This window comes from Streptomyces sp. NPDC042346, from assembly GCF_055581845.1.
Genome location: NZ_JBVJEH010000007.1, coordinates 187,893 through 214,139 on the forward strand (window position 1 = coordinate 187,893; position 26,247 = coordinate 214,139).

Here is a 26,247-nt window from a genome sequence, read left to right on the forward strand (position 1 = left end):
GCACGGCAATCGATTTTCCCCAAGAGGGAACAGATCGCGCCATGTCCGCTCATCGTCCTCTGGACCGAGCCCTGGTGACCGCGCTTCACTTCCGCCCCATGAGATCACACAAGATCATGAGCATGCTCAGCGGTCTGGTCCTGGCCGCCGGAGCACTGCTCACCGCCCACCCGGCCGCCGCCGACGGTCCGAACGGCCCGACGCCCCCCGCCGAGTTCACGAGCGACTGGCACGACCCGGTCACCGCCGCCCCGCCCGTCGAGACCCCCGGCACCCGCAGCTGCGAGGTCACCCTCGCCGCCGCGCAGTTCCGCGACTTCACCCCGTACCAGGGCGGATACACCCCGCCCGAGGAGTGCGGCACCCGCTGGAACAAGGTCGTCCTCCGCCTCGAAGGAAGCGTCAAGGGCCGCCAGTACGACCGCCTCGGCTACGTCACCGTCGGCGGCGTGGAGATCCTCCGCACCTCCACGCCCCAGCCCTCGCCCGACGGCATCACCTGGTCCGTCGAGAAGGACGTCACCCGCTACCGCGACACCCTCAGCCGCCCGCAGCCCGTCGAGATGCTGATCGGCAATGTCGTGAACGAGACGTACACGGGCGTCCTCGACGTCCGCGTCACCCTCACCTTCCACACCGCGGAAGGCCGCGTGAGACCCGCCGCCGGTACCCCCGACCGGGTGATCCCCCTCACCGACTCCACCCTCACCACCCCGCGCAACACCGAACGGCTGCTCGCCGAGGTGTACGCCACCGGCTCCGGCGGCGGCTGCGAGGAGTACTGGTACCTCTCCGTCCCCGACGCCGCCCCGTACTCCTGCCGGGCGACCGACGGCCCCCACCGCGAGGTCCGCGTCTCCGTGGACGGCCGGCTCGCGGGCATCGCGGCCCCCTTCCCCACGGTCTGGACCGGCGGCTGGTCCAACCCCTTCCTCTGGTACGTCACCCCCGGCCCGCGCGCCTTCGACGTCCAGCCGATCGTCTACGACCTGACCCCCTTCGCCGCCGTCCTCAACGACGGCCGCGCCCACCGCGTGGAGGTCTCGGTCGCCGGCGTCCCGGCCGGGCTGGGCGGCTGGTCCCTCCCCACCAACGTGCTGCTCTGGCAGGACGAGGGCAGCCGCGTCGTCACCGGCGGGCTCGACCGGCACGAGGAGAGCGTCCCGCGCAACTCCTCCGTGTACACGGCGGCCTCCGGGAGCGCGCCGCAGCGCGTCGACACCGAGGCCGGGCACCGGCTCACCGTCGCCGGGCACCTGAACACCTCGCACGGCAGGGTCGCCACCGCCGTCGACCGGACCGTCGGCCACACCTCCGTCCACCGCTGGGGCGAGGACGAGAACCCGGACGCCTTCACCGCGCGCTGGACCGACCGCGAGAGCGTGACCCACGGCCGTACCGTCACCCGCGCCGACCGCGCGTACACCATGGACGGCGAGACGACGATCGGCGCGGGCGACCGGCTGCGGACGGTCCTCACCCTCGGGGACCGCGCAGACACCCTCGTCCTGCGCGACGGCCGGCGCCTCTCCTGGTCGCACCTGGACGACACGTACACCGGGGACGCGACGTACACCACCGGCGTCCCGCGCGACCAGCGGCACGCGGTCGCCACGACGACCGAGCGCTACCGGCTGTACGGCTCCGACGGGTGCCACGACCGGACCGTGACGACGGTTCAGGGAACGCTCACCGAGGACCGGCGGCGCTGCTGAACACGACGGTGCCCGGCCCCCGCCCGCGGGGACCGGGCACCGCCCCTCTCAGGAGGGCTTGATCCTCAGGAGGGCCTGACCGAGTCCACCCCCGGGCGGGCCCTGGACCACTCGCCGCGGGTGAAGTCGGGGATCTCCTGCGGCGCGCCCTGTGCCCTGATCGAGGCGTGGCTCAGCGGCACCGGGGCCGTCCAGGTGGCGGCGTCGTACACGTCGAAGTCGGGGACGAGCCCCAGCTGCACGCACTGCATCAGCCGGTAGAGCATGATGTAGTCCATGCCGCCGTGGCCGCCGGGCGGGTTGGCGTGCTCCTTCCAGAGCCAGTGGTCGAACTCGTCGGCGTAGGACGAGAAGTCGGCCCACTCGTCGTTCGTGTGGTCCGGCTCCAGATAGATCCGGGGCGGGTAGTCCTCGAAGACGCCCTTCGTCCCGCCCAGGCTGTTGATCCGGCTGTACGGGTGCGGGGTGGAGACGTCGTGCTCCAGCCGGATGAGCCGTCCCTTCGCCGTCTGGACCAGACTGATCGTCCGGTCGCTCTCGATGTACGTCTCGCTCCAGCTCGGGTCGCCGGGCGGCATGTGCTCCGCCCGGTACTCGGCCAGGCCGAGCGCCGGGGTGCCGAAACTGCTGATGCTCACCACCCGGTCGCCCCGGTTGACGTCCATGTAGTTGGCGACGGGGCCGAAGCCGTGGTTGGAGTAGAGGTCGCCGCGCAGCCGCGTGTGCCACTGCCGGCGCCAGGGCCCCTCGTAGTACGTCGGCGAGAACATCAGGCCGCGCAGGTCGTGGTTGTACGCCCCCGCGCCGTGCAGCAGTCGGCCGAACTTCCCGGCGTGCGCCATCCGCAGGACCCGCATCTCGTTCCGCCCGTAGCAGCAGTTCTCCAGCTGCATGCAGTGGCGGCGGGTCCGCTCGGACAGGTCGACCAGCTCCCACAGCTCGTCGATCTGCATCGCGATCGGGCACTCGACGCCGACGTGCTTGCCGTTCAGCATCGCCGCCCGGGCCATGGCGAAGTGGAGGTCCCAGGGGGTGGCCACGTACACGAAGTCGAGGTCGGAGCGGGCGCACAGGTTCTCGTAGTCGTCCTCGCCGTGGGTGTAGACGGCGGGGGCGGGCTGCCCGGCGGCGACGACCTTGGCGGCGGCCCGCTCGGCCTTCTCCCGCACCGGGTCGCAGACGGCCACCACCCGCACCCAGGGCAGCGCGAGGAAGAGGCCGATCATGCCGTTGCCCCGGTTGCCGAGGCCGATGATCCCGACGCGGACCGTGGAACGGCCCTCGAACGGGACCCCGGCCATGGTCGCTCCGAGCCGCCTCGACCCGGCCGGTGCGGATCCGGCGGCGGCCTGGGCGGCCGGTGCGGCTTGGGGGGCCGGTGCGGCCTCGGCGGCCGGGGCGCCGACGGCGCCGATGCCGAGCCCCGCTCCGGCCGCCCCGACGGTGGTCCTGAGGACCGTGCGGCGGCTCGGGGGGTGCGGTAGCTGCTCGTTCATGGAACCTCCAGGAGCTGTGTGCACGGCTGTTTCATGAATCCCGCACAGGCCCCCCGGCCCCGGTGAACGACAGTGCGCAAGGGCGCGGAGAGGACTCTTGCGACGGGTAGTTGGACCTTACTGTTCCGGATATCGAGTCGCGCCGAACCGGACACCACGCGTCACCCGAACATACGAAGGGCCCCTCACCATGCGGGGTGAGGGGCCACTTCGGAGGGCGGCGCGGCAGGCTGACGGCAGGTCAGGGGCGGGTCGCGCGCTCCAGGGAGAGCAGCACCGACTGATAGCTGCGGCCGGTGGCGCGGTCCATGCCGATCTCGCACATGCGGTTGGCGGAGAGGTGGACGTCGAAGGGGCGGGCGGTGACTTCGGCGGCTTCGCGGGCCGTCGCCGAGGCCGTCAGCTCGGGGTGGAGCATGCCCCGGTCGCCCGCGAAGGCGCAGCAGCCGGCGTCGGTGGGGACGACGACCTCTTCGGCGCAGGCCTCGGCGAGTCTGGTCAGGTGTTCCTCGTCGCCGAGGTGGTGCATGGAGCAGGTGGGGTGGACGACGGCGGAGGTGACGCGGCGGCGGACGTCGAGTCGGGGGAGGAGGTGGTCGGCCGCCCAGACGAGGGAGTCGATGACGGTGAGTTCGTCGTGGAGTTGGCGGTTGTCGTCGGTGAGGTAGGGGACGACTTCGTGGGCGATGCCGAGGGTGCAGGAGGAGGCGTCGACGACGAGGGGGAGCTTGCCGCCGGCGGTCCAGCCCCAGGCGGCTTCGACGATGCGGTTGGCCATGATCGTGTTGCCCTGCCGGTAGCCCTTGGAGTGCCAGATGGTGGCGCAGCAGGTGCCGGTGACGTCGTCGGGGATCCAGACGGGTCGGGCGGCGCGGGCGGAGAGGGTGACGACGGCTTCGGGGAGGGAGGGGCCGTGGTGGGCGTCGGGTGCGCCGAAGATGCGGTTGACGCAGGCGGGGTAGTAGACGGCGGTCGCGGCGGGCCGGTGGGTCCGGGGCAGGCGGCGGGCGGCCGGACCGGGGATCTCGGGCAGCCATTCGGGGATGAGGTCGGGGCGGATCGCCTTGCGGGCCGCGCCGGTCACCTTGGCCAGGACGCGGTCGCCGATCTTGTCGGCGGCGGCGACGGCGAGCCGCGCGGAGGCCTCGACGGCGCGGAAGTTCGTCGCGGCGAGAGCGGCGATCCTCTCCTCGCGGGGTGAATGCCTCTCGTGCCGGAACTCTTTCATCAGGGCGCCGGTGTCGATGCCGACGGGGCAGGCGAGTTTGCAGGTGGAGTCGCCGGCGCAGGTGTCGATCGCGTCGTAGCCGTACGCCTCCAGGAGCCGGGCCTCGACGGGGGAGCCGTCGGGCTGGCGCATCATCTCGCGGCGCAGGACGATCCGCTGGCGAGGGGTGGTCGTCAGGTCGTGGCTGGGGCAGGTCGGCTCGCAGAACCCGCACTCGATGCACGGGTCGGCGATCAGCTCGACCTTCGGGATGGTCTTCAGACCGCGCAGATGGGCCTGGGGGTCGCGGTCGAGGACGATCCGGGGGGCGAGGATCCCGTCGGGGTCGATGACTTCCTTGATCCGCCACATCAGCTCGGTGGCTTTGGTGCCCCATTCCAGTTCGAGGAAGGGGGCGATGTTGCGGCCGGTGGCGTGTTCGGCCTTGAGGGAGCCGTCGAAGCGTTCGACGGTGAGCTTGCAGAACTCGTCCATGAACGCGGCGTAGCGCTCGACGTCGGCCGGTGCGGCGGCGTCGAAGGCGAGGAGGAAGTGGAGGTTGCCGTGGGCCGCGTGGCCGGCGACGGCGGCGTCGAAGCCGTGCCGGGCCTGGAGGTCGAGCAGCTCGGCGCAGGCCTCCGCGAGCCGGGCCGGCGGGACGGCGAAGTCCTCCGTGATCAGGGTCGTCCCCGAAGGCCGCGAGCCACCCACCGCCGTCACGAACGCCTTCCGGGCCTTCCAGTAGCCGTTGACGGTCTTCGGGTCGCGGGTGAACGCGTTCTCCACCGAGGCCACCGGGGCGACCAGATCAAGCCCGGCCAGGACTCCGGCGGCGGCGTGTTCGTAGGCTTCCTGGGCGGCGGTGTCGGGGGCCCGGAACTCCACGAGCAGCGCCGCGGTCTCCTTCGGCAGCTGCGCCCAGTCCGCCGGCACCCCGGCCACGCTGACGGATGCGCGCAGGGTGTTGCCGTCCATCAGCTCCACCGCCAGCGCCCCGGCCTCGTTGAACAGCGGCACCGCCGCCGCGGCGGCGGGCAGGGAGGGGAAGAACAGCAGGGCGGTGGACACCTTCCGGTCCAGGGGGAGGGTGTCGAAGACGGTATCGGCGATGAAACCGAACGTGCCCTGCGAGCCGACCATCAACCCCCGCAGGATCTCCACCGGCGTCGCCCCGTCCAGGAAGGCGTCGAGGCGGTAGCCGTTGGTGTTCTTGATCGCGAACTTCGACCGGATCCGGGCCGTCAGCTCCGCATCCGCCTCGATCTCCGCCTTCAGCTCCATCAGCCCCGCGCACAGCCCCGGCTCCGCGCGCGCGAGCTCTTCATCGGCGGCCGGGTCGGCCGTGTCGACCACCGTCCCCGACGGCAGGACGAAGGTGAGCGAGGCCAGCATCCGGTACGAGTTCCGGGTGGTCCCCGCCGTCATGCCGGAGGCGTTGTTGGCCACCACCCCGCCGAGCGTGCAGGCGATCGCGCTCGCCGGGTCGGGGCCCAGGACCCGGCCGTGCGGGGCGAGCGCCGCGTTCGCCCGCACCACCGTCGTTCCCGGACGGATCCGGACACGAGCACCGCCGTCCAGGACCTCCACGCCCGCCCAGTGCCGACGGACGTCCACCAGGATGTCCTCGCCCTGCGCCTGCCCGTTCAGACTCGTGCCGGCGGCCCGGAAGACGACCTCTCGGCCCTTGCCGTGTGCGTAGGACAGGATCGCGGAGATGTCGTCGATGTCCTCGGCGACCACCACGACCTGCGGCACGAACCGGTACGGACTGGCGTCGGAGGCGTACCGGACCAGATCGGAGATCTTCGACAACACCTTCCCCGCACCCAGCAGCTCCGACAGCTCCTCACGCAACCGCCGTGGCGTCCCCCGCGACTGCACCTCCGCAACCCGGTCCGGCGCCGGGCTCCGCTCCACACCCGGACGAAGCGCCTGCGGATTCGGCTCAAGCAGCGGCATGTCACGACTCCCCTTCGGCGCGGCCCCCGTGCCCGGGGGATCGCCCGGGGGATCAGCAGCCGCTCTCCGGAACGCGGTCGACCAGAGCGGACAGCAGACCTCCGAGCACCTCGCGCTGTTCGACGGTCAATGGAGCAAGAATGTCCTCTGCGGCGGCCCGGCGCGCGCTGCGCAGCTTCCGCAGCGTGGCGCGTCCGGCGTCGGTGAGCTCGATCCGGACCACGCGGCGGTTGCTCGGATCGGGGACCCGGCGGACCCGCCCCACCGCCTCCAGGCCGTCGACGAGGCTGGTCACGGCCCTCGGGACGACTTCGAGCCGGGTCGCGAGATCGGCCATCCGGGGCGGCTCCCCGAAGTGCGCGACCGTCCGCAGGAGCCGAGACTGCGCGGGAGTGATGCCGACCGGCTCCAGGTGGTGCTTCTGGATGCGGTGCAGGCGCCGGGTGAGCCGCAGGAGCTGCTCGGCGAGGAGGCCGTCGACGTCGGACGCGCTCAGGCGGTCGGAGGTGCTCATAGCGGGAACATTATCAGGACCATGTTCATTGTGAGTATAGGTAACAATGAGCTAGGGTCTGTATCGGTCGTCGAACTCCCGACCGTTGAGCTCCCGATCGCCGATCGCCGATCGCCCGCCCGCTGACTCCAGAAGGAGCCTATGCGCCCCCACGACCAGTCCGACTGGACGCCTCCGCCACGCGACTCCGCCCAGCCCAAGGAGCCCGCGCAGCTGCGGCGCATCCTGCGGCTCTTCCGTCCCTACCGCGCCCGCCTCGCGCTCGTCGGCCTCCTCGTCGGCGCCGCCTCGCTGGTCTCGGTCGCCTCGCCGTTCCTGCTCAGGGAGATCCTGGACACCGCGATCCCCGAGGGCCGCACGGGGCTGCTGAGCCTGCTCGCCCTCGGCATGATCGCCACCGCCGTGCTGACCAGCGTCTTCGGCGTGCTCCAGACCCTGATCTCCACCACCGTCGGCCAACGCGTCATGCACGACCTGCGCACCGGGGTCTACGAGCAGCTCCAGCGGATGCCCCTCGCCTTCTTCACGCGCACGCGCACGGGCGAGGTCCAGTCCCGCATCGCCAACGACATCGGCGGCATGCAGGCGACCGTGACCTCCACGGCCACCTCGCTCGTCTCCAACCTCACGGCCGTCGTCGCGACCGTCGTCGCCATGCTCGCCCTCGACTGGCGGCTCACCGTCGTCTCCCTGCTCCTGCTCCCCGTCTTCGTCTGGATCAGCCGCCGCGTCGGCCGCGAGCGCAAGGCGATCACCACCCAGCGCCAGAAGCAGATGGCCGCCATGGCCGCGACCGTCACCGAGTCCCTCTCGGTCAGCGGCATCCTGCTCGGCCGCACCATGGGCCGCGCCGACTCCCTGACCAGGTCCTTCGCCGAGGAGTCCGAGCGCCTCGTCGACCTCGAAGTGCGCTCCTCCATGGCCGGGCGGTGGCGCATGTCCACCATCGGCATCGTCATGGCCGCCATGCCCGCCCTGATCTACTGGGCCGCCGGCATCGCCCTCCAGTCGGGCGGCCCCGCGATATCCCTCGGCACGCTCGTCGCCTTCGTCTCGCTCCAGCAGGGCCTCTTCCGGCCCGCCGTGAGCCTGCTCTCCACCGGCGTGCAGATGCAGACCTCGCTCGCCCTCTTCCAGCGCATCTTCGAGTACCTGGACCTGCCCGTCGACATCACCGAGCCCGCCGAGCCCGTGCGGCTCGCCGAGGTCCGGGGCGAGGTGGCCTTCGAGAAGGTCACCTTCCACTACGACCCCGAGGGCCAGGACCGCGCGACCCTCGACGGGATCGACGTCACCGTCCCCGCCGGCGGCAGCCTGGCCGTCGTCGGCCCCACCGGCTCCGGGAAGTCCACCCTCAGCTATCTCGTGCCCCGGCTGTACGACGTCACCGGCGGCCGTGTCGCCCTCGACGGCGTCGATGTGCGCGACCTCGACTTCGACACCCTGGCCCGTGCCGTCGGCGTCGTCTCCCAGGAGACCTACCTCTTCCACGCCTCCGTCGCCGACAACCTGCGCTTCGCCAAGCCGGACGCCACGGACGAGGAGATCGAGGCCGCCGCGCGCGCCGCGCAGATCCACGAGCACATCGCCTCGCTGCCCGAGGGGTACGACACCCTCGTCGGCGAGCGCGGCTACCGCTTCTCCGGCGGCGAGAAGCAGCGACTGGCCATCGCGCGCACGATCCTGCGCGACCCGCCGGTGCTCATCCTCGACGAGGCGACCAGCGCCCTCGACACCCGTACGGAGCACGCCGTGCAGCAGGCCATCGACGCGCTCTCGGCCGGCCGCACCACCATCACCATCGCCCACCGGCTCTCCACGGTCCGCGACGCCGACCAGATCGTCGTCCTGGAGGCGGGGCAGATCGCCGAGCGCGGGACGCACGAGGAGCTGCTCGCCCGGGACGGGCGGTACGCCGCCCTGGTCCGCAGGGACGCCCGCGCCGCCGTGACGGGCGCCGCCGAGGACACCGGGCAGGACGCCGAGCGGGACGCGGGGCAGGACGCCGGGCAGGGCGAACAAACGAACGCGGGATCGGTTGTTCCCCAGAACGTGTGATCGTGCCGGGAATCGTTGCCCCACTCCCGTACGGCATCGGAAGATTACGGAGTGCGAGCGACGGGCTGCAGACCGCGACCGCACCGTCCCACTGATGTACCTGTACGAGGAGAAGCACCACCATGAACGTCATCACCGATCTGCTCGCCGGCGTCCTCCACTTCCTGGGTTGGCTCGTCTGACGATCGCAGTGCCCGGCGCCGTCGGTTCCCCGTCCCAGGGGGCCGGCGGCGCCGCCGCGTGCGCGGGGTTCCCCGGAATCCCGCACGGGGCGGGTTAGCGTGCGGCCATGACGTACCGGCAGCCGTCACCGTACGCACCCCCGCGCAGTCCCCGCCGCCCCTCACTTCCCCGGCCTCCCCGCCGCGCCCGTCTCACCCGGCGCGGACGCCTGGCGCTCCTGCTCGGCGCCGTGGCCGCCGTGGCCGCCGTGATCACCGTCCCGCTCCTGCTGGTCCGGGGCGACGAACCGGCCGCCGAACAGCCCCGCACCCTCCTCGTCCCGGAAGGGTGGCGGTCGGGGCAGGTCTACACGGCCGTCGACCGGGTGCTCGGCCTCCCCGAGGGGACGGCACGGAAGGCCGCGTCCGCACCGGGCGCCGCCCTCCCGCTCCCCGCCGCGGCCGGGGGCAACCCGGAGGGCTACCTCTTCCCCGCCACCTACCCGGTCGTCGCCGCCACCACCCCGGAGGGGCTCCTCCGCTACATGGCGGAGACCGCGGGCAAACGATTCGGCACCGAGCGGATCGCCGAGGGCGCCCGGGCGCACGGGATGAGCGTGTACCAGACGGTGATCGCCGCCAGCATCGTGGAGGCGGAGGCCGACAGCCCCGAGGACATGGCCAAGGTCGCCCGGGTCGTGCACAACCGGCTCGCCCGGGGCATGGCCCTGCAGATGGACTCGACCCTGAACTACGCACTGGGCCGCAGCACCGTCGACACGACCACCGCGGACACGAGGATCGAGAGCCCGTACAACACGTACGAGCGGAAGGGCCTGCCGCCGACGCCCATCGGGAACCCGGGGGAGCAGGCGATGGACGCGGTGATCCGCCCGGCGGACGGCGACTGGCTGTACTTCGTCACGGTGGCCCCGGGGGACACCCGCTTCACCGCCGACTACGCGCTCCACCAGGAGAACGTCGCGGAGTTCAACGCCAACCGGCTCTCCCGGAAGTTCTAGGGAGCGCGGAACGAGGCGGGCGGGAAGGACGCCGTTCAGCGCACGACGGCCGGCTCGCGCTCCAGGAGGCGGAGGATGTCGGAGACGGCCGCGCGTCCGGCGCGGTTGGCGCCGATCGTGGAGGCCGAGGGGCCGTAGCCGACGAGGTGGACGCGTTCGTCCCGGGCCGCCCGCGTCCCCTCCACCCGGATGCCGCCGCCCGGCTCCCGCAGGCGCAGCGGCGTCAGGTGGTCGATGGCGGCGCGGAAGCCGGTCGCCCACAGGATCACGTCCGCGTCGACGGTCCGCCCGTCGTCCCAGGCCACCCCGGTCGGGGTGATCCGGTCGAACATCGGCAGCCGGTCCAGGACGCCGCGCTCGCGGGCCGCGCGGATGGCGTCGTTGAGCGGGAGGCCGGTGACCGAGACGACGCTCTGCGGCGGCAGTCCGAGGCGTACGCGCTCCTCGACGAGCGCCACGGCCGCCCGGCCCTCGGCCTCGCCGAAGGGGCCCTCGCGGAAGACGGGCTCGCGCCGGGTCACCCAGGTCGTCGCGGCGGCGACGTCGGCGATCTCCATGAGGTGCTGGGTCCCGGAGGCCCCGCCGCCGACGACGATCACCCGCTTCCCGGCGAACTCCGCGGGGCCGGGGTAGCCGGACGTGTGGAGCTGGCGGCCCCGGAAGGTCTCCTGCCCCTGGTAGCGGGGCCAGAAGGGGCGGTCCCAGGTGCCGGTCGCGTTGATCAGGGCGCGTGTGGCGTACCCGCCCTCGGAGGTCTCGACGAGCAGCCGTCCGCCGTCGCCCTCACGGACGGCGGTGACGTCGACGGGCCGGTGGACGCGCAGGTCGAAGGTCCGCTCGTACGTGTCGAAGTACGCGCCGATCACCTCCGACGAGGGGCGCGCCGGGTCGGCGCCGGTCAGCTCCATGCCGGGCAGCGCGTGCATGCCGTGGACCTTCCCGTACGTGAGTGAGGGCCACCGGAACTGCCAGGCGCCGCCCGCGTGCGGGGAGTGGTCGAGGACGACGAAGTCCCGGTCGGGTTCCAGGCCGGCGCGCCGCAGGTGGAAGGCGGCCGAGAGGCCCGCCTGTCCGGCGCCGATGACGACGACGTCCACGGGTGTGGCCTGGTCCGCTGCTCCACCGAATTCGTTCACGGTTCTACTAACTCGTCGGGGGTCGGGGATCTTCCCGCCGGGCGACGAGCCCGCGCGCCACGAGCTCCGGAGTCACGCCCTCGCCGAACCAGTACGCCTCCTCCAGGTGCGGGTAGCCCGACAGGACGAAGTGCTCCACGCCCAGGTCGTGGTACTCCTCGATCCGGTCCGCGACATCGGTGTGGCTGCCGACCAGCGCGGTGCCGGCCCCGCCCCGGACGAGACCGACCCCCGCCCACAGGTTCGGCGAGATCTCCAGCTTGTCCCGGTCGAGGGAGCCGCGTCCGTGCAGGGCCAGCATCCGCTGCTGGCCGACGGACTCGGTGCGGCCGAGCGCCGCCTGCGCGGAGGCGACCGTCCCGGCGTCGAGGTCGGCGAGCAGCCGGTCGGCGGTCGCCCAGGCCTCGCGTGCCGAGTCGCGCGAGATCGTGTGCATCCGGATCCCGAAGCGGACCGTCCGCCCCCGCTCCTCCGCGAGGCGGCGGATCCAGTCGATCTTCTCCTTCACCTGCCACGGCGGCTCGCCCCAGGTCAGGTACACGTCCGCGTGCTCCGCCGCGACCGGGCCCGCCGCCGCGGACGAGCCGCCGAAGAACACCTCCGGCAGCGGGTCCGGCGGCAGGGCGGTCAGCCCGCCCTCGATCCGGTAGTGCTCGCCGTCGAAGTCGTACGGCTTCCCGCTCCAGACGCCCCGCACCACCGAGAGGAACTCGGCCGTGCGCGCGTAGCGGCGGTCGTGGTCGAGGCGGTCGCCGAAGCGGCGCTGCTCGACGGAGTCCCCGCCGGTCACCACGTTGAGGAGCAGCCGGCCCCGGGTGATCCGCTGGTACGTGGCCGCCATCTGCGCCGCCAGCACGGGCGAGACGACTCCCGGCCGGAACGCGACCAGGAACTTGAGGCGCTCGGTGTGCTGGGCGAGCGCGACCGTGGTCAGCCAGGCGTCCTCGCACCAGGTCCCGGTCGGCGTCAGTACCGCTTCAAAGCCCAACTGCTCGGCCGCTTTGGCTATTTGGGTCAGGTAGGTGATGTCGGGGGCGCGCAGGCCGGGCACGGTGCCGTTCCGGGTGATCCCACCGTCCGCGTAGGCGTGCCGGTCGACGAGGGTCCGGCCGTCGCCGCCGGTCGGCAGGAACCAGTGCAGGTGGACGGTCATGAGGGGGCCTTTCCGTCAGCGCGTCGACGGTGCGCCTCGGCGGGCGTGGGCGCGGAGCGGGCACGCGCGCACGGCGCCGGGGCGCAGGGCGTCAGGGCGTCACAAGGGAGACGTGGTGAGGGTGGTGAGGGTGAAGGGGCGTCAGCGGCCGCGGCGACACGCGGCGGAGGCCACCCGCAGCAGGTCGATGTGACCGCGCGTGGTGAGCAGAGCTGTACGCAACATGGACGCGAACGTAGCCGCCCCCGTGGGCCGGGTCAACGGCCGTCCCGGGGCGTGGACCCGCCCGCTTGGCCGGAATTCGCCTTGTGGTCGGATGCCGGACCCCTCTTTTGCCGCTCGCTAAGGTTAGGCTAACCTTCGGGACGTGCAAGCAGGTGAACAGACCTCCGCGGCCCCCGGCCCCCACGGTCATGAACTCTCGGCCATGGGTGTCACCGTGGCGTACGAAGGCGTCGACGTCGTCCACGACGCGTCCATGACGCTGCGTCCCGGCGAAGTGACCGTCCTCGTCGGCCCGAACGGCAGCGGCAAGTCGACGCTGCTGCGCACCATCGCGCGCCTCCAGCAGCCACGGACGGCCACGCTCGTCCTCGACGGCGCCACCGACGGTCTCGCGCTGAGCCCCCGTGAGTTCTCGCGCCACGTCGCCCTGCTCACGCAGGGACGCCCCACCCCCAGCGGGCTCACCGTGCGGGACGTGGTCGAGTTCGGCCGCTACCCGTACCGGGGACGCTGGGGCAGGGCCGACCCGGGCGGCACGGAAGCCGTGGACCGCGCGCTCGCCATGACGGGCGTCACGGAACTCGCGGAGCGCGGCGCCGAGCACCTCTCCGGCGGCCAGCTCCAGCGCGTCTGGCTCGCCGGCTGCCTCGCGCAGCAGACGGGCGTGCTGCTGCTCGACGAACCCACCACCTACCTCGATCTCCGCTACCAGGTCGAACTCCTCGACCTCATGCGCGATCTGGCGGACGACCACGGCATCGCCGTCGGCGCCGTCCTCCACGACCTCGACCAGGCCGCGGCCGTCGCCGACCGGATCGTCCTCCTCGACGCGGGCCGGGTCGTCGCGGACGGCGACCCCGAGGACGTCCTGACACCGCAGCGGCTCACCGACACGTACGGCATCCGCATCGAGGTCGACACCGACCCTCTCACCGGACGGCTGCGCACCCGCGCCATCGGCCGGCACCACTCGCGAAGCGAAAGGCTCAGCACCACCTCATGAAGCGCCTCCTCAGCACCACGGCGATCGCGACCGCCGCCGCCCTGGCCCTCACGGCCTGCGGCACCACCGAGCCCGCCGCCGACGACGCGAAGAAGTCCGCCGAGCCCATCACCCTCACCGACGACACGGGCGAGAAGGTCGAACTCGACGGCCCCGCCAAGAAGGTCGTCGGGACCGAGTGGAACGTCGTCGAGCACCTGATCACCCTGGGCGTCGACCCGGTCGGCGTCGCCGACGTCAAGGGCTACAAGACCTGGGACACCGCCGTCCCGCTCAAGAACGAGCCGAAGGACATCGGCACCCGCGGCGAGCCCAGCGTGGAGACCGTCGCCGCACTGAAGCCCGACCTCATCGTCGCCACCACCGACCTGCCGCCGGCCGCCGTGAAGCAGCTGCGCAAGGTCGCCCCGGTCCTGACGCTGAAGGCCGCCGACGCCGCCGACCCGATCGGCCGGATGAACGCCGACCTCGACGCCATCGCCAAGGCCACCGGCACCACGCAGAAGTCCGAGGAGCTCAAGAAGCAGTTCCAGGCCAAGCTCGACGAGGGCAGGAAGAAGCTCGCCGACGCCGGTCTCGCCGGCACGAAGTACGCCTTCGCCGACGGCTACGTCATGTCCAACCAGGTCTCCATCCGCCCCTACACCAGCGGTTCGCTGATCGGCGCGGTCAACGAGAAGCTCGGCCTGAAGAACGCCTGGACCGTCAAGGGCGACCCCGCCTACGGTCTCGGCACCACCGACGTCGAGGGCCTCACCACGCTCGGTGACGTGCAGTTCGCCTACGTCGGCAACGACGGCGACGCCGGCAGCACGCCGTTCACCGGCGTCCTCGCCAAGGACAAGGTGTGGACCTCCCTGCCGTTCGTCAAGAAGGGCAACGTGCACCGACTCCCCGACGGCATCTGGATGTTCGGCGGCCCCCAGTCGATGAGCACGTACGTCGACTCCGTCGTCACCGCGCTGACGAAGTAACACCATGGCCGTCACCGCAACCACCCCCGCCACCCGTCCGCCGACGGCCACGTCCCGGACGGGCGCGGCCCCGGTGACGGCCGCCCTGGTCCTCCTCGTCGCGGCCCTCGCGCTCGTGGACATCACGCAAGGCACGGCCGCGGTCGGCGCCCCGGAGGTCTGGAAGGCCTTCACGGGCCGGGCCGATCCGGCCGACGCCTCCGTCGTCATCGCCTCCCGCCTGCCGAGGATGACCGCCGGCCTCCTGGTCGGCGCCGTCCTCGGTATCGCGGGCGCCGCCCTCCAGGCCGTCAGCCGCAACGTCCTCGCCTCACCCGACACCCTCGCCGTCAACGCGGGCTCCTACTTCGCGCTCGGCCTCGGCGCCGCCTTCGGCCTCTCGCTCCCGCTGTTCGCCTCCTCCGCCCTCGCCTTCGCCGGCGGCCTCGCGGCGGCGGCCGTCGTCCTCGCCCTCTCGGGCCTGGGCGCCGGAACGGTCCGGCTCGTCCTCGCCGGCAGCGCCCTCACCCTCGGCCTCACCGCCGTCACCGAGGGCCTGCTCCTGCTGTTCCCCCGGCAGACCGAGGGCCTCTACAACTGGAACCAGGGCAGCATCGGCCAGAACGGCTTCGACGGCATCCTGCAGATGGCCCCGATCGCCGTCATCGGCCTCGTCGGACTGCTGCTCCTCGCCCGCCGGGTCGACGCCCTCGCCCTCGGTGACGACGCCGCCCGCGGCCTCGGCGTGCCCGTCCGCGCCACCCGGGTCACCGCCGTCGTCCTCGCCGCCCTGCTCTCCACGGCCGCCGTCACCCTCGCCGGACCCGTCGGCTACGTCGGCCTCTGCGCCCCCGCGCTCGTCCGGCCCCTCGCCCGCAGGTTCCGGGGCTTCACGAAGTCGCGCGGCTTCCTGCCCGTCGCCGGACTCACCGGTGCCGCGCTCGTCCTCGGCTCCGACGTGCTCCTGCGCGCCCTCGTCCCGGCGGACGTGGCCGTCTCCGTGCCGACCGGCGTCGTCACCAGCCTCGTCGGCGCCGTCTTCCTGATCGTCATGGCCACCCGCGTCCGGGACACGGCCGGAGCCACCGCCACCGAGCGGCTCCGCATCAGGAGCAGGGCCCGCTTCCTCACCGTCACGGCCGTGCTGGTGGCCGTCGTGATCGGCGTCGGCATCGCCGGCGTGCTCCTCGGCGACAGCAAGCTGCTCTTCGGCGACGTCGTGAACTGGGCCCAGGGCCAGGCCGGGCGGACCGTCACCTTCGTCCTCGACACCCGCGTGCCCCGCGTCCTCGCCGCCCTCTTCGCGGGCGCCGCACTCGCCCTGGCCGGCACCCTCGTCCAGGCCGTCACCCGCAACCCGCTCGCCGAACCCGGCATCCTGGGCGTCTCCGGCGGGGCCGCGCTCGGCGCCGTACTCCTCGTGACGACCGTGCCCGTGGCCGGTTCGTGGGGCATGGCGGGCGCCGCGTTCGCGGGCGCCGCCGCCAGCTCCGTCCTCGTCTTCGGACTCGCCGCGCGGGGCGGATTCCAGCAGAACCGGCTCGTCCTCGTCGGCTTCGGCGTCGCCATCGCCGCCTCCGCCCTGATCAGCCTCCTCATCATCCTCACCGACCCGTTCAACGCGACGAAGGCCCTCACCTGGCTCTCGGGCTCCACCTACGGGCGGACCCTGCCCGACGTGGTCCCCCTCGTCGCGGTCCTCGCCGTGGGCACGGCCGTCGGGTTCGCCCGGCGCACCGAACTCGACCTCGTCTCCCTCGACGAGGACACCCCGCGCCTCCTCGGCCTCGGCCTGGGACGCGCCCGCCTCGGCTTCCTCGCCCTCGCCGTCCTGCTCACCGCCACCGCCGTCGCCGCCGCCGGCACGATCGGCTTCGTCGGACTCGTGGCACCCCACGCGGCCCGCGCCCTCGTCGGCCGGCAGCACGCCCGCGTCGTCCCCGTCGCGGTGCTCCTCGGCGCCGCCCTCGTCTGCACCGCGGACCTGGTGGGCCGTACCGTCATCGCCCCGGCCCAGCTCGGCGCCGGCCTCATGACGGCCGTGATCGGCACCCCGTACTTCCTCTACCTGCTGATACGCAGCCGGGGATAGCCACGGACAGGCCCGAGGGGGTGTCTTGTCGATCAGGCCGTGCTCGCGGCCCGATCGGCAGGACACCCCCTAAGCTGCGATCCGGCACAGGCACAGGCACAGGCACAGGCCCCGACCCAGGAGCGCACCTCATGTTCGACCGCGACCGGAAGCACCCGTACCCCGACGCCCTCCGCCCGGACACGGTGCCCGCGCCGCACGCGCTGCTCGCTCCGGTGACCGGTCTCCTGGGCACCTGGACCGGCCGGGGCCGCGGCGCGTACCCGACGCTGGCCGAGGAGTTCACGTACGAGCAGGAGGTCACCTTCAGCCACGACGGGCGCCCCTTCCTCCACTACGAGGCCCGCGCCTGGATCGTCGACGCCGACGGCACGCCGCAGCGGCCCGCCGCCCGGGAAAGCGGCTGGTGGCGGCTGCAGCCCGACGGGCGCGTCGAGGCGCTGATCACCCAGCCCACCGGCATCGCCGAGATCCTGGTCGGCGCCGCCGCCGACGGCGCGGTCGACCTCACCACCCATCAGGTGGCGCTCACCCCCACGGCCAAGGACGTGACCGCCACCCGGCGCCGCTACACCCTCACGGACGAGGGCACGCTCGACTTCCGCCACGACCTCGCCGCGGTCGGACAGCCCCTGCAGTACCACCTTTCGGCACACCTCCGACGCGAGAACGGGAACTGAGTCCATGCAGCGTGTGAGCGACGACGACCCGTACCTGTGGCTGGAAGAGGTGTCCGGCGAGGCCGCGCTCGCCTGGGTGGCCGAGCGGAACACCGAGACGGCCGACGTCCTCGTCGCCGACCCCGCGTTCGCCCCGCTCAAGGACCGCGTCCGCGAGGTGATGGACGCCGCCGACCGCATCCCGTACACCGTCCGGCGCGGCGCCCACCTCTACAACTTCTGGCGCGACGCCGAGCACGTCCGCGGCGTGTGGCGGCGCACCACCCTGGAGCAGTACCGCAAGGACGCCCCCGAGTGGGAGATCCTCCTCGACGTCGACGCGCTCGCCGCCGCCGAGGACGAGAAGTGGGTCTGGGACGGGGCCCGCGTACGCCGCCCCGACCACGACCGGGCGCTGGTGCGGCTGTCGCGCGACGGCGGGGACGCCGTCGTCGTCCGGGAGTTCGACCTCGGCACCCGGCGGTTCGTCGAGGACGGCTTCCGGATGGCGGAGGCGAAGACCCGGGCCGGCTGGATCGACGACGACACCCTCTTCGTCGGTACGGACACGGGGCCCGGCTCGCTGACCGACTCCGGCTACCCCCGGCAGGTCCGCAGATGGCGCCGCGGCACCCCGGTCGACCAGGCCGAGCTCGTCTACGAGGCGGAACAGGGCGACGTGTCGGCCTGGGGATACCGCGACACCACACCCGGCTTCGAACGGGACTTCGTCGGCCGCGCCCTCGACTTCTTCCGCAGCGAGACGTACCTCCTGCGGCCCGACGCGACGCTCGTCAGGATCGACGTCCCCGACGACGCCGTCGCCTACGCCCACCGCCGCCACCTCATCGTCACCCTGAAGTCCGCGTGGCTCGGGCAGCCGACGGGCTCCCTCCTCGCCTTCGACTTCGACGCCTTCCTGGCGGGCGACCGCACCCCCGAGGTGCTGTTCACCCCGGACGAGCGGACGGCCCTGGCCGGGCACGCGTGGACCCGTCACCACCTGATCCTGGAGACGATGCACGACGTCAGCACCCGCATCGAGGTCCTCACCCCCGCCCCCGACGGCGGCTGGACCCGCGAACCGCTCGTCGGCGTACCGCCGCTCTCCGCCGTCGGCGTCGTCGACACCGACCCCGACGTCTCCGACGAGTACTTCCTCGACGTGTCGGGGTTCCTCCAGCCCTCCACCCTGTACCGCGGGAGCATCGGCGGCGACACCGAGATCCTCAAGCAGGCCCCCGACCGCTTCGCCGCCGCCGGACTCACGGTGGAGCAGCACTTCGCGACCTCCCCGGACGGCACGCGCGTCCCGTACTTCGTCATCGGCCCCGACCACGCCACCACCGGTCCCGGCCCCACCCTGCTCTACGGCTACGGCGGCTTCGAGGTCTCCCTCACCCCCTACTACGGCTCCGTGACCGGCCGGGCGTGGCTGGAGCGCGGCGGCACGTACGTGCTCGCGAACATCCGGGGCGGCGGCGAGTACGGACCGGACTGGCACCAGGCCGCGCTGGGCGCCGACCGGCCCCGGGCCTTCGAGGACTTCGCCGCCGTCGCCGAGGACCTCGTCGCACGGGGCATCACCACCCCGGCGATGCTCGGCGCCTCCGGCGGCAGCAACGGCGGCCTGCTCATGGGCGCCATGCTCACCCGCCACCCCGGCCTCTTCGGCGCGATCGTCGCCCAGGTGCCGCTGCTCGACATGACCCGCTTCCACAAGCTCCTCGCGGGCGCCTCCTGGATCGCCGAGTACGGCGACCCCGACGACGAGGCCGATCTGCCGCACCTCCGCGACATCTCCCCGTACCACCGCCTCACGGCGGACGCGGCCTACCCGCCGGTGCTCCTGATGACGTCGACCCGCGACGACCGCGTCCACCCCGGCCACGCCCGCAAGACGGCGGCGCGGCTGCGGGAGCTCGGCCACCCGGTGCTCTTCCACGAGAACACCGGCGGCGGACACGCGGGCGCCGGCGACAACGAACAGGCCGCGCACAACAGCGCCCTCGTCCACACCTTCCTGTGGCAGCGCCTCGGGGGCCCGGCCGCCGGCTGACCCTGCGGCGAGCCGAGCGGGCCCGGCCGCCGGCCGACCCCTACGGCGCGCCGACCGGGCCCGGCGTCACAGCCAGCCGGAGCGCTGGGCCTGGAGGGCCATCTGGAACCGGCTCGTGGCGCCGAGCCGGGCCATGAGGATCTGGATCCGGCGGAACAGCGTGCGGCGGCTGATGCCCAGCTCGCGGGCGATCACGTCGTCGCCCGCGCCGCCCGCGAGCAGCCACAGCAGACGCCGGTCGGCGGGCAGCAGACCGCGCGGGCGGGCGGTGTGGCCGTGGAAGGGCAGGGCGCTCTGCCAGGCCTGCTCGAACAGCGCCACGAGCGCCGAGAGCAGGCCGCAGGGCTGCACGACCAGCATCGTGTTGTGGACGTCGGCTTCCTTGATCGACAGCGACACCAGCGCGTACGCATCGTCGATGATCACCAGCTTGACCGGCACCGACGGCAGCACCCGCGCCTGTTCGCCGGCCTCGATGCAGGGCTCGATCGCCGACTCCAGGTTCCCCGGCAGCTCCAGCGACTCCGTCGAGTACACGACGCGCTGCGTGACCCCGCGCGCCAGCGTGGCCAGCGCGTCCTCGGTGGCGCCGGGCAGGGGGAAGTACGGCGGGGAGTCCAGCTGCCGGATCTGATGGCGGGCACTGGCCCACGCCTGACGCATCCGGAGACCGATCGCCTCGCCCGTGACGATCTCTACGAGGTGGTCGGTCTCCCCGGCGAGCCGCTGCCTCCGGAACGCCTCGAACGCGCCCCCGACGGTGATGCGGGACTCGTCGAGCTCGGCCGCCCGGTGCCGGCCGAGGATCTCCAGACCGGCGGCCGGCGGCACCGGCGCCACGACGTCCTCGCCCTCCACCGCCGCGCTCGCGAGACCCGCGTCGACCAGGGCCCCGTACGCCGCCGAGAGCGCCGCACCCTCCAGACCGGCCGCCGCACCGACCGCGCTCAGCGGGGCGGGCGCCAGCTCCAGGAGTTTCAGGTACACCCGTCCCGCGTCGTGGTCGATCCCGAGCAGCCGGAGGGCCTCGCCGAGTTTCGCGTTCGCCATGCACCGCATTATCGACGGCCCGGCAGCCCCTCCGCACCCATGGGAGGGCTGCCCGATGGCCGATCTGTGCCACTGGCGGTCCTGGGCACCCGGCGCGCGTTCGGCGCAGTACTGTCCGTGAGCCGCCAAGGACCGGCGGCCGAGGAACCCAGCGAGAAGAAGGTGCGTCGCATGGCGAAGCGTCGAAAGAACGGGCTCTACGACGGCGTCTCCGAGGAGCTCTCCGCCCTCATGCGGACCGGGTGGGCCGACACCGAGCGCCACGGCCTGGAGGCCGACGAGCAGGCCCCGTACGCGGCCGCCCGCCGCGCCGCCCTCTCGGCCCTCTTCCCGGGCGAGCGCCTGGTGATCCCGTCCGGCAACCTCAAGACCCGCTCGAACGACGACACCTACCCGTTCCGCCCGTACACGGGCTACGTGCACATGACCGGCGACCAGGCCCGCGACGGCGCCCTCGTGCTCGAACCCCGCGCGGACGGCGGCCACGACGCCTACTGCTACCAGCTGCCGCGCGACAGCCGGGACAACGACGAGTTCTGGATCGGCTACACGGCGGAGCTGTGGATGGGCCGACGCCGTTCGCTCGCCGAGTCGGAGATCGTCCTCGGCCTGCCCTGTCGCGACGTCCGCACGATCGCCGCGGACCTGTCCGCCGCCTCCACCGACGTCCCCACCCGCATCGTGCGCGGTCACGACCCGGCCCTGGAGGCCGCCGTCACCACCGACGAGGACCGCGACTACGAGCTGGAGGAGGCCCTCAGCGACCTCCGCCTCGTCAAGGACGCGTGGGAGATCGGCGAGATGCGCAAGGCGGTGGACTCCACCGTGCGCGGCTTCACCGACTGCGTCGCGGAGCTCTCCCGCGCCGTCGCGACGTCCGAGCGGTGGATCGAGGGCACCTTCTTCCGCCGCGCCCGCCTGGAGGGCAACGCCCTCGGCTACGGCTCGATCTGCGCCGCCGGCGAGCACGCCACGATCATGCACTGGACGGACAACGACGGACCGGTGCGCCCGGGCGAGCTGCTCCTGCTCGACGCCGGCGTGGAGACGAACTCCCTCTACACCGCCGACGTCACCCGCACCCTCCCGATCAGCGGCACCTTCTCCGACGTGCAGCGCAAGGTGTACGACGCGGTGTACGAGGCCCAGGCCGCCGGCTTCGCCGCCGTCAAGCCCGGCGCCCGGTACCGCGACTTCCACGAGGCCTCCCAGCGCAGCATGACCGCGAAGCTGGTCGAGTGGGGCTTCATCGAGGGCCCCGTCGACCGCGCGTACGAGCTCGGCCTCCAGCGCCGCTTCACGATGGCCGGCACCGGCCACATGCTCGGCCTGGACGTCCACGACTGCGCCCACGCGCGGAACGAGGAGTACGTCGACGGCCTCCTGGAGCCGGGCATGGTGCTCACCGTCGAGCCCGGCCTGTACTTCCAGCCCGACGACCTGACCGTGCCCGAGGAGTGGCGCGGCATCGGCGTCCGCATCGAGGACGACCTGGTCGTCACCGAGAACGGCCACGAGAACCTGTCCGCCGGCCTGCCGCGCACCTCCGACGAGGTCGAGGCGTGGATGGCCGAGTTCGCCGGCTGATCCCGGAGCCGTACGGCGTTTCCCGGCACCCCCTATCCCGCGAGGTCCTCGTAGAGGGCGAAGAGACGCGGGAGGGGGGTGCTGCCGTTCGTGGCGGGGTGGCGCGCGAGCGCGGTCCAGCAGGTCGCCATGAGGTGCCGGGCCCGGGTGCCCGGCCAGGGCCGGGGGAGGAGCTCGGCGGGCAGCAGCGGATCCGGCGTCATCGCGTACGAGAAGACCGCGGCGAGCCGGACCGCGAGGCTCAGGCGCTCGGCGGACGCGAGCGGTTCCGGGCGGCCGAGGCGGTCGAGGCACGAGCGGGCGAAGTCGGCGAGTTCGTCGTGGCGGGCCGCGATCCCGTCCAGCGGCCAGAGCGCGGCGGCGAGGGCCGGCGGGTCGACGACCCCGCCGACACGGAGATCGGTGCTGGTCAGAGAGGTGACCGCGGCGGCGACTCCCAGCTCGCGGGCCCGGGCCTCGACGAGCGGCCCGATCGGGTGGGCGCACGCGTACAGACCGCCGTGGAGCGGGGCGGCCCCCAGGTGGAGCAGCGTGTCGCGGAGCGCGTCGCGGGCGGCGCGCTCGGATTCGGGGACGGCGAAGGCGAAGAGGTGCCACACGCCGTCCCACGGGGCGAGCCCGTGGTCCTGCCGGTAGGCGAGGCGGACGTACGCGGCGTCCGGCGCGTACGCGCCGGTGGCGTCGGCGACCGCGCGGAGCACCGCCTTGCGGCCGCGGCCCTCGTGGGTGAACCGTCCCTCGGCGACGAGCCGCTTCACACAGAGCCGCACCTGCTGGTCGGTCATGCCGAGGAGACCGGCCACCGTGTAGAGCTCGCCGGCGTCCACGGTGCCGTCCTCGCGGACGAGGGCGTGGACGAGCATGCGCGTCGGGACGGGGGCGGGGTCGGGGACGGGGGAGGGGCCGGGGACCGCGGAGGAGTCGGGGGACGAGTCGGGGGCTGCGGCGTCCGGGGTCATCGCGCCTCCCGGCCGGGGGACGCGTCGGCCGCCGTGACCGGCCGGTGCATGGTGGTGACGGCGCCGAAGCCCATCAACTCGCGCAGGTACGGCGTCCGTTCGGTGTGGACGGCGGTGAAGCCGTGCCGCTCGTACAGGGCGCGGGCCCGCGGGTTCACATCGATGACGTCGAGCCGGATCCGGCGGCAGCCGGCCTCGGCCGCCACGGCCGCGATCTCGCGCAGCAGCATCGTGCCGATGCCCGCGCCGCGGTGTCCGGGCGCGACGGCGATGCCGTCCATCACGAGCTCACCGGGGGCGGGGCGTCGTTCGAGGAGCGCCAGCAGGGCCACCCGGTGCAGTCCGCGCAGCACGCCGTACGCCGACAGGACGTCCCCGGCACCGCCGCCCACCAGGCCGCGCCCGCCGAGCCGGTAGCCGGCGACCCCGGCCACCTCGCCGTCGACGACGGCGGTGACGGCCCGGTCGTGGTGGAGGTGGGCGGCGAGGAACGCACGGGCCTTGTCCGGCGGATCGAGCGCGGCGCCGAGCTTCCGCCCGAACGCCTCCCAGTACAGCGCGGCGACAGGTGCCGCACCGCCCTCCGGTACGCCCCGGCGTACCACCGTCGTCGCGTTCATCGGAGCACCTCGTTCGTCGCGGTTCGGGCGCTGCGGTCCTGTGCGTGCGCCCCTTGCCTGATCGAGTCTATAACGTTCATTCTTGATACGAGCGTTTCTGATTCGATAGTTTTCCCGTCGAGGGTTCGACGCACCGCCCCGGAGGAGCCCCGTGACCACCACACCCGACGCCGCGACCGATCACCCGGCCGGCACCCCGGCCACCCCGGCCACCCGAGCCGCGCCGCGGCTCGCCCACGTCGACGCCCTGCGCGGATTCGCGCTCCTGGGCATCCTCGTCGTCAACATCGGCTACCTGGCCTCCACTTACCACGGGACCGGGATCGAGGACCCCGGCTTCGACGCGCCGCTCGACGGGGCCGTCCGGTGGTTCGTCGCCGTGTTCTTCGAGGCCAAGTTCTTCCTGCTGTTCTCGTTCCTCTTCGGCTACGCCTTCACCCTCCAGCTCGACTCCGCCGAGCGGAGCGGCGCCCCCTTCGCCCCGCGCTTCCTGCGGCGCCTGGCCGGACTCTTCGTGCTCGGCGCGCTGCACGCCGTCCTCCTCTTCCCCGGAGACATCCTCACCACGTACGCGGTCCTCGGCCTCGTCCTGCTCGCCGCCCGGCGGCTCCGGCCCCGTGCCGCCGTCCGTACCGCCGTCGTCCTCTTCGCCGCCACGGCGGCGGCGTACGTCCTCCTCGCGCTCGCCGTGCACGCGGCGGGCGGCGCGGGAGCGGATCCCGGTGCGGCGGCCGGTGCCGAGCGGGCCGCCGAGGCGCTGCGCGGCGGACCCGCGTCCGTGATCGGGGCCCATCTGGACCAGCTGCCCGACGTGGCCTTCCTGCTCGTCCTCTTCCAGGCCCCGGCCGCGCTGGCCGCCTTCCTCCTCGGCCTCGCCGCCGGGCGGGGACGGGTGCTCGGAGACCTCGCCGCTCACCGCAGGACCCTGGTCCGGCTCCAGTGGGCGGGCTTCACGGTCGGACTGCTCGGCGGCCTGGTGTACGCCCACGCGAGCCTGGTGCACCCCGGCGGCGCCTATCAGGTCCTGGCCCTCGGGATCGACGTCGCCACGGCCCCGCTGCTGGCCGCCGCGTACGCCGCGACCGTCCTCCGGCTGGCCGTGGGGCGGCACGGCGGGCGGACGACCGCCGTGCTCGGGCCCGTGGGGAGCATGACCCTGACCGGCTACCTCACCCAGTCCCTCGTCTGCGCCCTGCTGTTCACCGGTTACGGCGCCGCCCTGGTGGGCCGGGTGCCGCCGCCGGGCGTCCTCGCGATCGCCCTCGCGCTCTTCGCGGCGCAGGCCGTCGGGGCACGATGGTGGCTCCGCCGGTACCGGTACGGACCGCTCGAATGGCTGCTGCGGGCATGGACGACGCTGACCCGGCCGCCCCTGCGGCGCTCCTGAGGTCCGCGAGCACCGGGCGCGCCCGTTCGCTCGTGTGTGCGGAACCGCGAAGGCCGGCCGCTCCGAGCGGCCCGCTTATTCACCGGTTCAGGTGACAGTGGCCGAGGCGAAACGTCCCTCCCGGCGCGGACGCGGCCAGGCTCGACGGGACACATGGACCCACCCTGTGGAGCGTCCGATGCACCTGATTCCCCGTCACGACCCGCACCTCGTCGTCCGCTCGACCGGCGGACTCACCGTCGCCGTGCTCCACGGTGAGCTCGATCTCGTCCTGGTGCGGCACCTGCGGCCCGAGCTCGACGCCCTCGTCCGCGAGTCCGAGGCCCTGACCGTCGACATCCGCCGGCTCACCTTCTGCGACGCCACCGGTCTGGGCCTGCTCGCCCACTGCGCAGGGCGGGTCCAGGCGCGGGGCGCCCGCTGGCGGCTGATCTGCGACCAGCCGTGGATCCTCCGGCTCATCCGCCTGACGGCGCTCGGCGAGCTCCTCCGTCCCGAGGCGGCGGCGCCCGGGGACCGTCCGGCGGCTACGGGGCCCCGGGAGCGCCCGGGGTCCGGCCTTCCGAGCCAGGGGTGACGAGCCCGGTCTCGTAGGCGGCGATGACCGCCTGCGCGCGGTCGCGCAGGCGGAGCTTGGACAGGATGCGGGCGACGTGCGTCTTCACCGTCGCCTCGCTCAACCGGAACCGCGCGGCCAGTTCGGCGTTGGTGTGCCCGCGCGCCAGCGCTTCGAGGACCTCCAGCTCACGCGGCGTCAGCGTGGCGAGATCGCGGTGCAGGGGAGCCGTCCGCGTACCGGGCCCGGCGAACCGCTCCACCAGCCGGCGCGTGATCGCCGGTGCCAGCAGGGCGTCCCCGGAGCGGACGAGCCGGACCGCCGCCGTCAGGTGCTCGGGCGTGACGTCCTTCAGCAGGAAGCCGCTCGCGCCGGCGCCGAGCGCCGCGTACACGTACCGGTCGAGGTCGTACGTGGTGAGGACGACGATCCTCGGCGGCGCGGTCTCCTCCGCGAGGATCCGGCGCGTGGCCTCGAGGCCGTCGGTGCCGGGCATCCGGATGTCCATGAGGACGACGTCCGGCCGCGTCCTGCGGACCGCCGAAACGGCTTCGTCGCCGTCGGCCGCCTCCGCGACCACCTCGATGCCGTCGGCGGCGAGGATCATCCGGAAACCGGTCCGCACCAGGGCCTGGTCGTCGGCGATCACCACACGCGGTGCGCCGGTGTCGGTCAC

Annotated in this window: 21 protein-coding genes; 11 read left to right on the forward strand and 10 right to left on the reverse strand. The window is 73.2% G+C overall.

Annotation, left to right across the window (positions count from 1 at the left end; genetic code table 11):
- The first annotated feature begins 98 nt into the window (after positions 1-98).
- Positions 99-1,715 carry a peptide-N4-asparagine amidase gene (locus ACZ6K0_RS27060; RefSeq protein ID WP_469232463.1) on the forward strand — a complete coding sequence of 539 codons (1,617 nt, stop codon included), beginning with the start codon at positions 99-101 and terminating at the stop codon, positions 1,713-1,715.
- Positions 1,716-1,780: 65 nt separating this feature from the next.
- Here ACZ6K0_RS27060 and ACZ6K0_RS27065 read toward each other — a convergent pair whose 3' ends face one another.
- From ACZ6K0_RS27065 to ACZ6K0_RS27075, 3 genes are all read right to left on the reverse strand, one after another.
- Positions 1,781-3,211, reverse strand: coding sequence for a Gfo/Idh/MocA family protein (locus ACZ6K0_RS27065; protein ID WP_469232461.1), 1,431 nt, complete (start codon positions 3,209-3,211; stop codon positions 1,781-1,783).
- Positions 3,212-3,452: 241 nt separating this feature from the next.
- A complete protein-coding gene (locus tag ACZ6K0_RS27070) occupies positions 3,453-6,377 on the reverse strand; it encodes an FAD-binding and (Fe-S)-binding domain-containing protein (protein ID WP_469232459.1) in 2,925 nt (974 codons plus the stop codon).
- Positions 6,378-6,429: 52 nt separating this feature from the next.
- Positions 6,430-6,891, reverse strand: a complete 462-nt coding sequence (locus ACZ6K0_RS27075) for a MarR family winged helix-turn-helix transcriptional regulator (protein ID WP_469232458.1) — start codon at positions 6,889-6,891, stop codon at positions 6,430-6,432.
- Positions 6,892-7,032: 141 nt separating this feature from the next.
- On the opposite strand from ACZ6K0_RS27075, the gene ACZ6K0_RS27080 reads away from it, so the two are divergent.
- Both ACZ6K0_RS27080 and mltG read left to right on the forward strand, forming a co-directional pair.
- Positions 7,033-8,949: an ABC transporter ATP-binding protein gene (locus ACZ6K0_RS27080; protein ID WP_469232456.1), complete on the forward strand. Its 1,917-nt coding sequence runs from the start codon at positions 7,033-7,035 to the stop codon at positions 8,947-8,949.
- 289 nt (positions 8,950-9,238) lie between these two features.
- Entirely contained in the window at positions 9,239-10,132 is an 894-nt protein-coding gene (mltG, locus tag ACZ6K0_RS27085) for an endolytic transglycosylase MltG (RefSeq protein ID WP_469232454.1), read from the forward strand.
- A 35-nt stretch (positions 10,133-10,167) separates the two neighbouring features.
- Here mltG and ACZ6K0_RS27090 read toward each other — a convergent pair whose 3' ends face one another.
- The 3 genes from ACZ6K0_RS27090 to ACZ6K0_RS27100 all read right to left on the reverse strand — a co-directional run bounded on the left by ACZ6K0_RS27090 (position 10,168) and on the right by ACZ6K0_RS27100 (position 12,646).
- The gene (locus ACZ6K0_RS27090; protein WP_469232452.1) at positions 10,168-11,268 is read right to left on the reverse strand and encodes an NAD(P)-binding domain-containing protein; all 1,101 of its coding nucleotides are present in this window, start codon (positions 11,266-11,268) and stop codon (positions 10,168-10,170) included.
- Positions 11,269-11,275: 7 nt separating this feature from the next.
- The gene (locus ACZ6K0_RS27095; protein ID WP_376396742.1) at positions 11,276-12,421 is read right to left on the reverse strand and encodes an LLM class flavin-dependent oxidoreductase; all 1,146 of its coding nucleotides are present in this window, start codon (positions 12,419-12,421) and stop codon (positions 11,276-11,278) included.
- A 141-nt stretch (positions 12,422-12,562) separates the two neighbouring features.
- Positions 12,563-12,646 carry a putative leader peptide gene (locus ACZ6K0_RS27100; RefSeq protein WP_352027631.1) on the reverse strand — a complete coding sequence of 28 codons (84 nt, stop codon included), beginning with the start codon at positions 12,644-12,646 and terminating at the stop codon, positions 12,563-12,565.
- Between the two features lie 202 nt (positions 12,647-12,848).
- Here ACZ6K0_RS27100 and ACZ6K0_RS27105 point away from each other — a divergent pair, with 202 nt between their 5' ends.
- From ACZ6K0_RS27105 to ACZ6K0_RS27125, 5 genes are all read left to right on the forward strand, one after another.
- Positions 12,849-13,649, forward strand: coding sequence for an ABC transporter ATP-binding protein (locus tag ACZ6K0_RS27105; RefSeq protein WP_376396739.1), 801 nt, complete (start codon positions 12,849-12,851; stop codon positions 13,647-13,649).
- Complete coding sequence (locus ACZ6K0_RS27110; RefSeq protein WP_469232450.1) at positions 13,646-14,623, forward strand: ABC transporter substrate-binding protein; 978 nt, start codon at positions 13,646-13,648, stop codon at positions 14,621-14,623. Before ACZ6K0_RS27105 ends, ACZ6K0_RS27110 begins: the two co-directional genes overlap by 4 nt.
- 4 nt (positions 14,624-14,627) lie before the next feature.
- Positions 14,628-16,694, forward strand: coding sequence for an iron ABC transporter permease (locus tag ACZ6K0_RS27115; protein WP_376396733.1), 2,067 nt, complete (start codon positions 14,628-14,630; stop codon positions 16,692-16,694).
- Positions 16,695-16,825: 131 nt separating this feature from the next.
- Complete coding sequence (locus ACZ6K0_RS27120) at positions 16,826-17,374, forward strand: nitrobindin family protein (RefSeq protein WP_469232447.1); 549 nt, start codon at positions 16,826-16,828, stop codon at positions 17,372-17,374.
- Positions 17,375-17,378: 4 nt separating this feature from the next.
- On the forward strand, positions 17,379-19,412 hold the full coding sequence (locus ACZ6K0_RS27125; protein ID WP_376396727.1) for a prolyl oligopeptidase family serine peptidase: 2,034 nt from the start codon (positions 17,379-17,381) through the stop codon (positions 19,410-19,412).
- Between the two features lie 66 nt (positions 19,413-19,478).
- Here the strand turns inward: ACZ6K0_RS27125 and ACZ6K0_RS27130 are convergent, their stop codons facing one another.
- Positions 19,479-20,462: a LuxR family transcriptional regulator gene (locus tag ACZ6K0_RS27130; RefSeq protein ID WP_376396724.1), complete on the reverse strand. Its 984-nt coding sequence runs from the start codon at positions 20,460-20,462 to the stop codon at positions 19,479-19,481.
- A gap of 171 nt (positions 20,463-20,633) precedes the next feature.
- Between ACZ6K0_RS27130 and ACZ6K0_RS27135 the strand changes: the two genes are divergently transcribed.
- Entirely contained in the window at positions 20,634-22,049 is a 1,416-nt protein-coding gene (locus tag ACZ6K0_RS27135; protein WP_376396722.1) for an aminopeptidase P family protein, read from the forward strand.
- Positions 22,050-22,081: 32 nt separating this feature from the next.
- Here the strand turns inward: ACZ6K0_RS27135 and ACZ6K0_RS27140 are convergent, their stop codons facing one another.
- Both ACZ6K0_RS27140 and ACZ6K0_RS27145 read right to left on the reverse strand, forming a co-directional pair.
- Positions 22,082-22,912 carry a PaaX family transcriptional regulator C-terminal domain-containing protein gene (locus tag ACZ6K0_RS27140; protein WP_469232675.1) on the reverse strand — a complete coding sequence of 277 codons (831 nt, stop codon included), beginning with the start codon at positions 22,910-22,912 and terminating at the stop codon, positions 22,082-22,084.
- Between the two features lie 92 nt (positions 22,913-23,004).
- Positions 23,005-23,628: a GNAT family N-acetyltransferase gene (locus ACZ6K0_RS27145; RefSeq protein ID WP_376396717.1), complete on the reverse strand. Its 624-nt coding sequence runs from the start codon at positions 23,626-23,628 to the stop codon at positions 23,005-23,007.
- A gap of 151 nt (positions 23,629-23,779) precedes the next feature.
- Here ACZ6K0_RS27145 and ACZ6K0_RS27150 point away from each other — a divergent pair, with 151 nt between their 5' ends.
- Complete coding sequence (locus tag ACZ6K0_RS27150) at positions 23,780-25,015, forward strand: DUF418 domain-containing protein (protein ID WP_469232444.1); 1,236 nt, start codon at positions 23,780-23,782, stop codon at positions 25,013-25,015.
- Positions 25,016-25,193: 178 nt separating this feature from the next.
- Entirely contained in the window at positions 25,194-25,592 is a 399-nt protein-coding gene (locus ACZ6K0_RS27155; protein WP_469232442.1) for an STAS domain-containing protein, read from the forward strand.
- Here ACZ6K0_RS27155 and ACZ6K0_RS27160 read toward each other — a convergent pair.
- On the reverse strand, positions 25,543-26,247 hold the full coding sequence (locus ACZ6K0_RS27160; RefSeq protein WP_469232673.1) for a response regulator: 705 nt from the start codon (positions 26,245-26,247) through the stop codon (positions 25,543-25,545). The genes ACZ6K0_RS27155 and ACZ6K0_RS27160 overlap by 50 nt on opposite strands.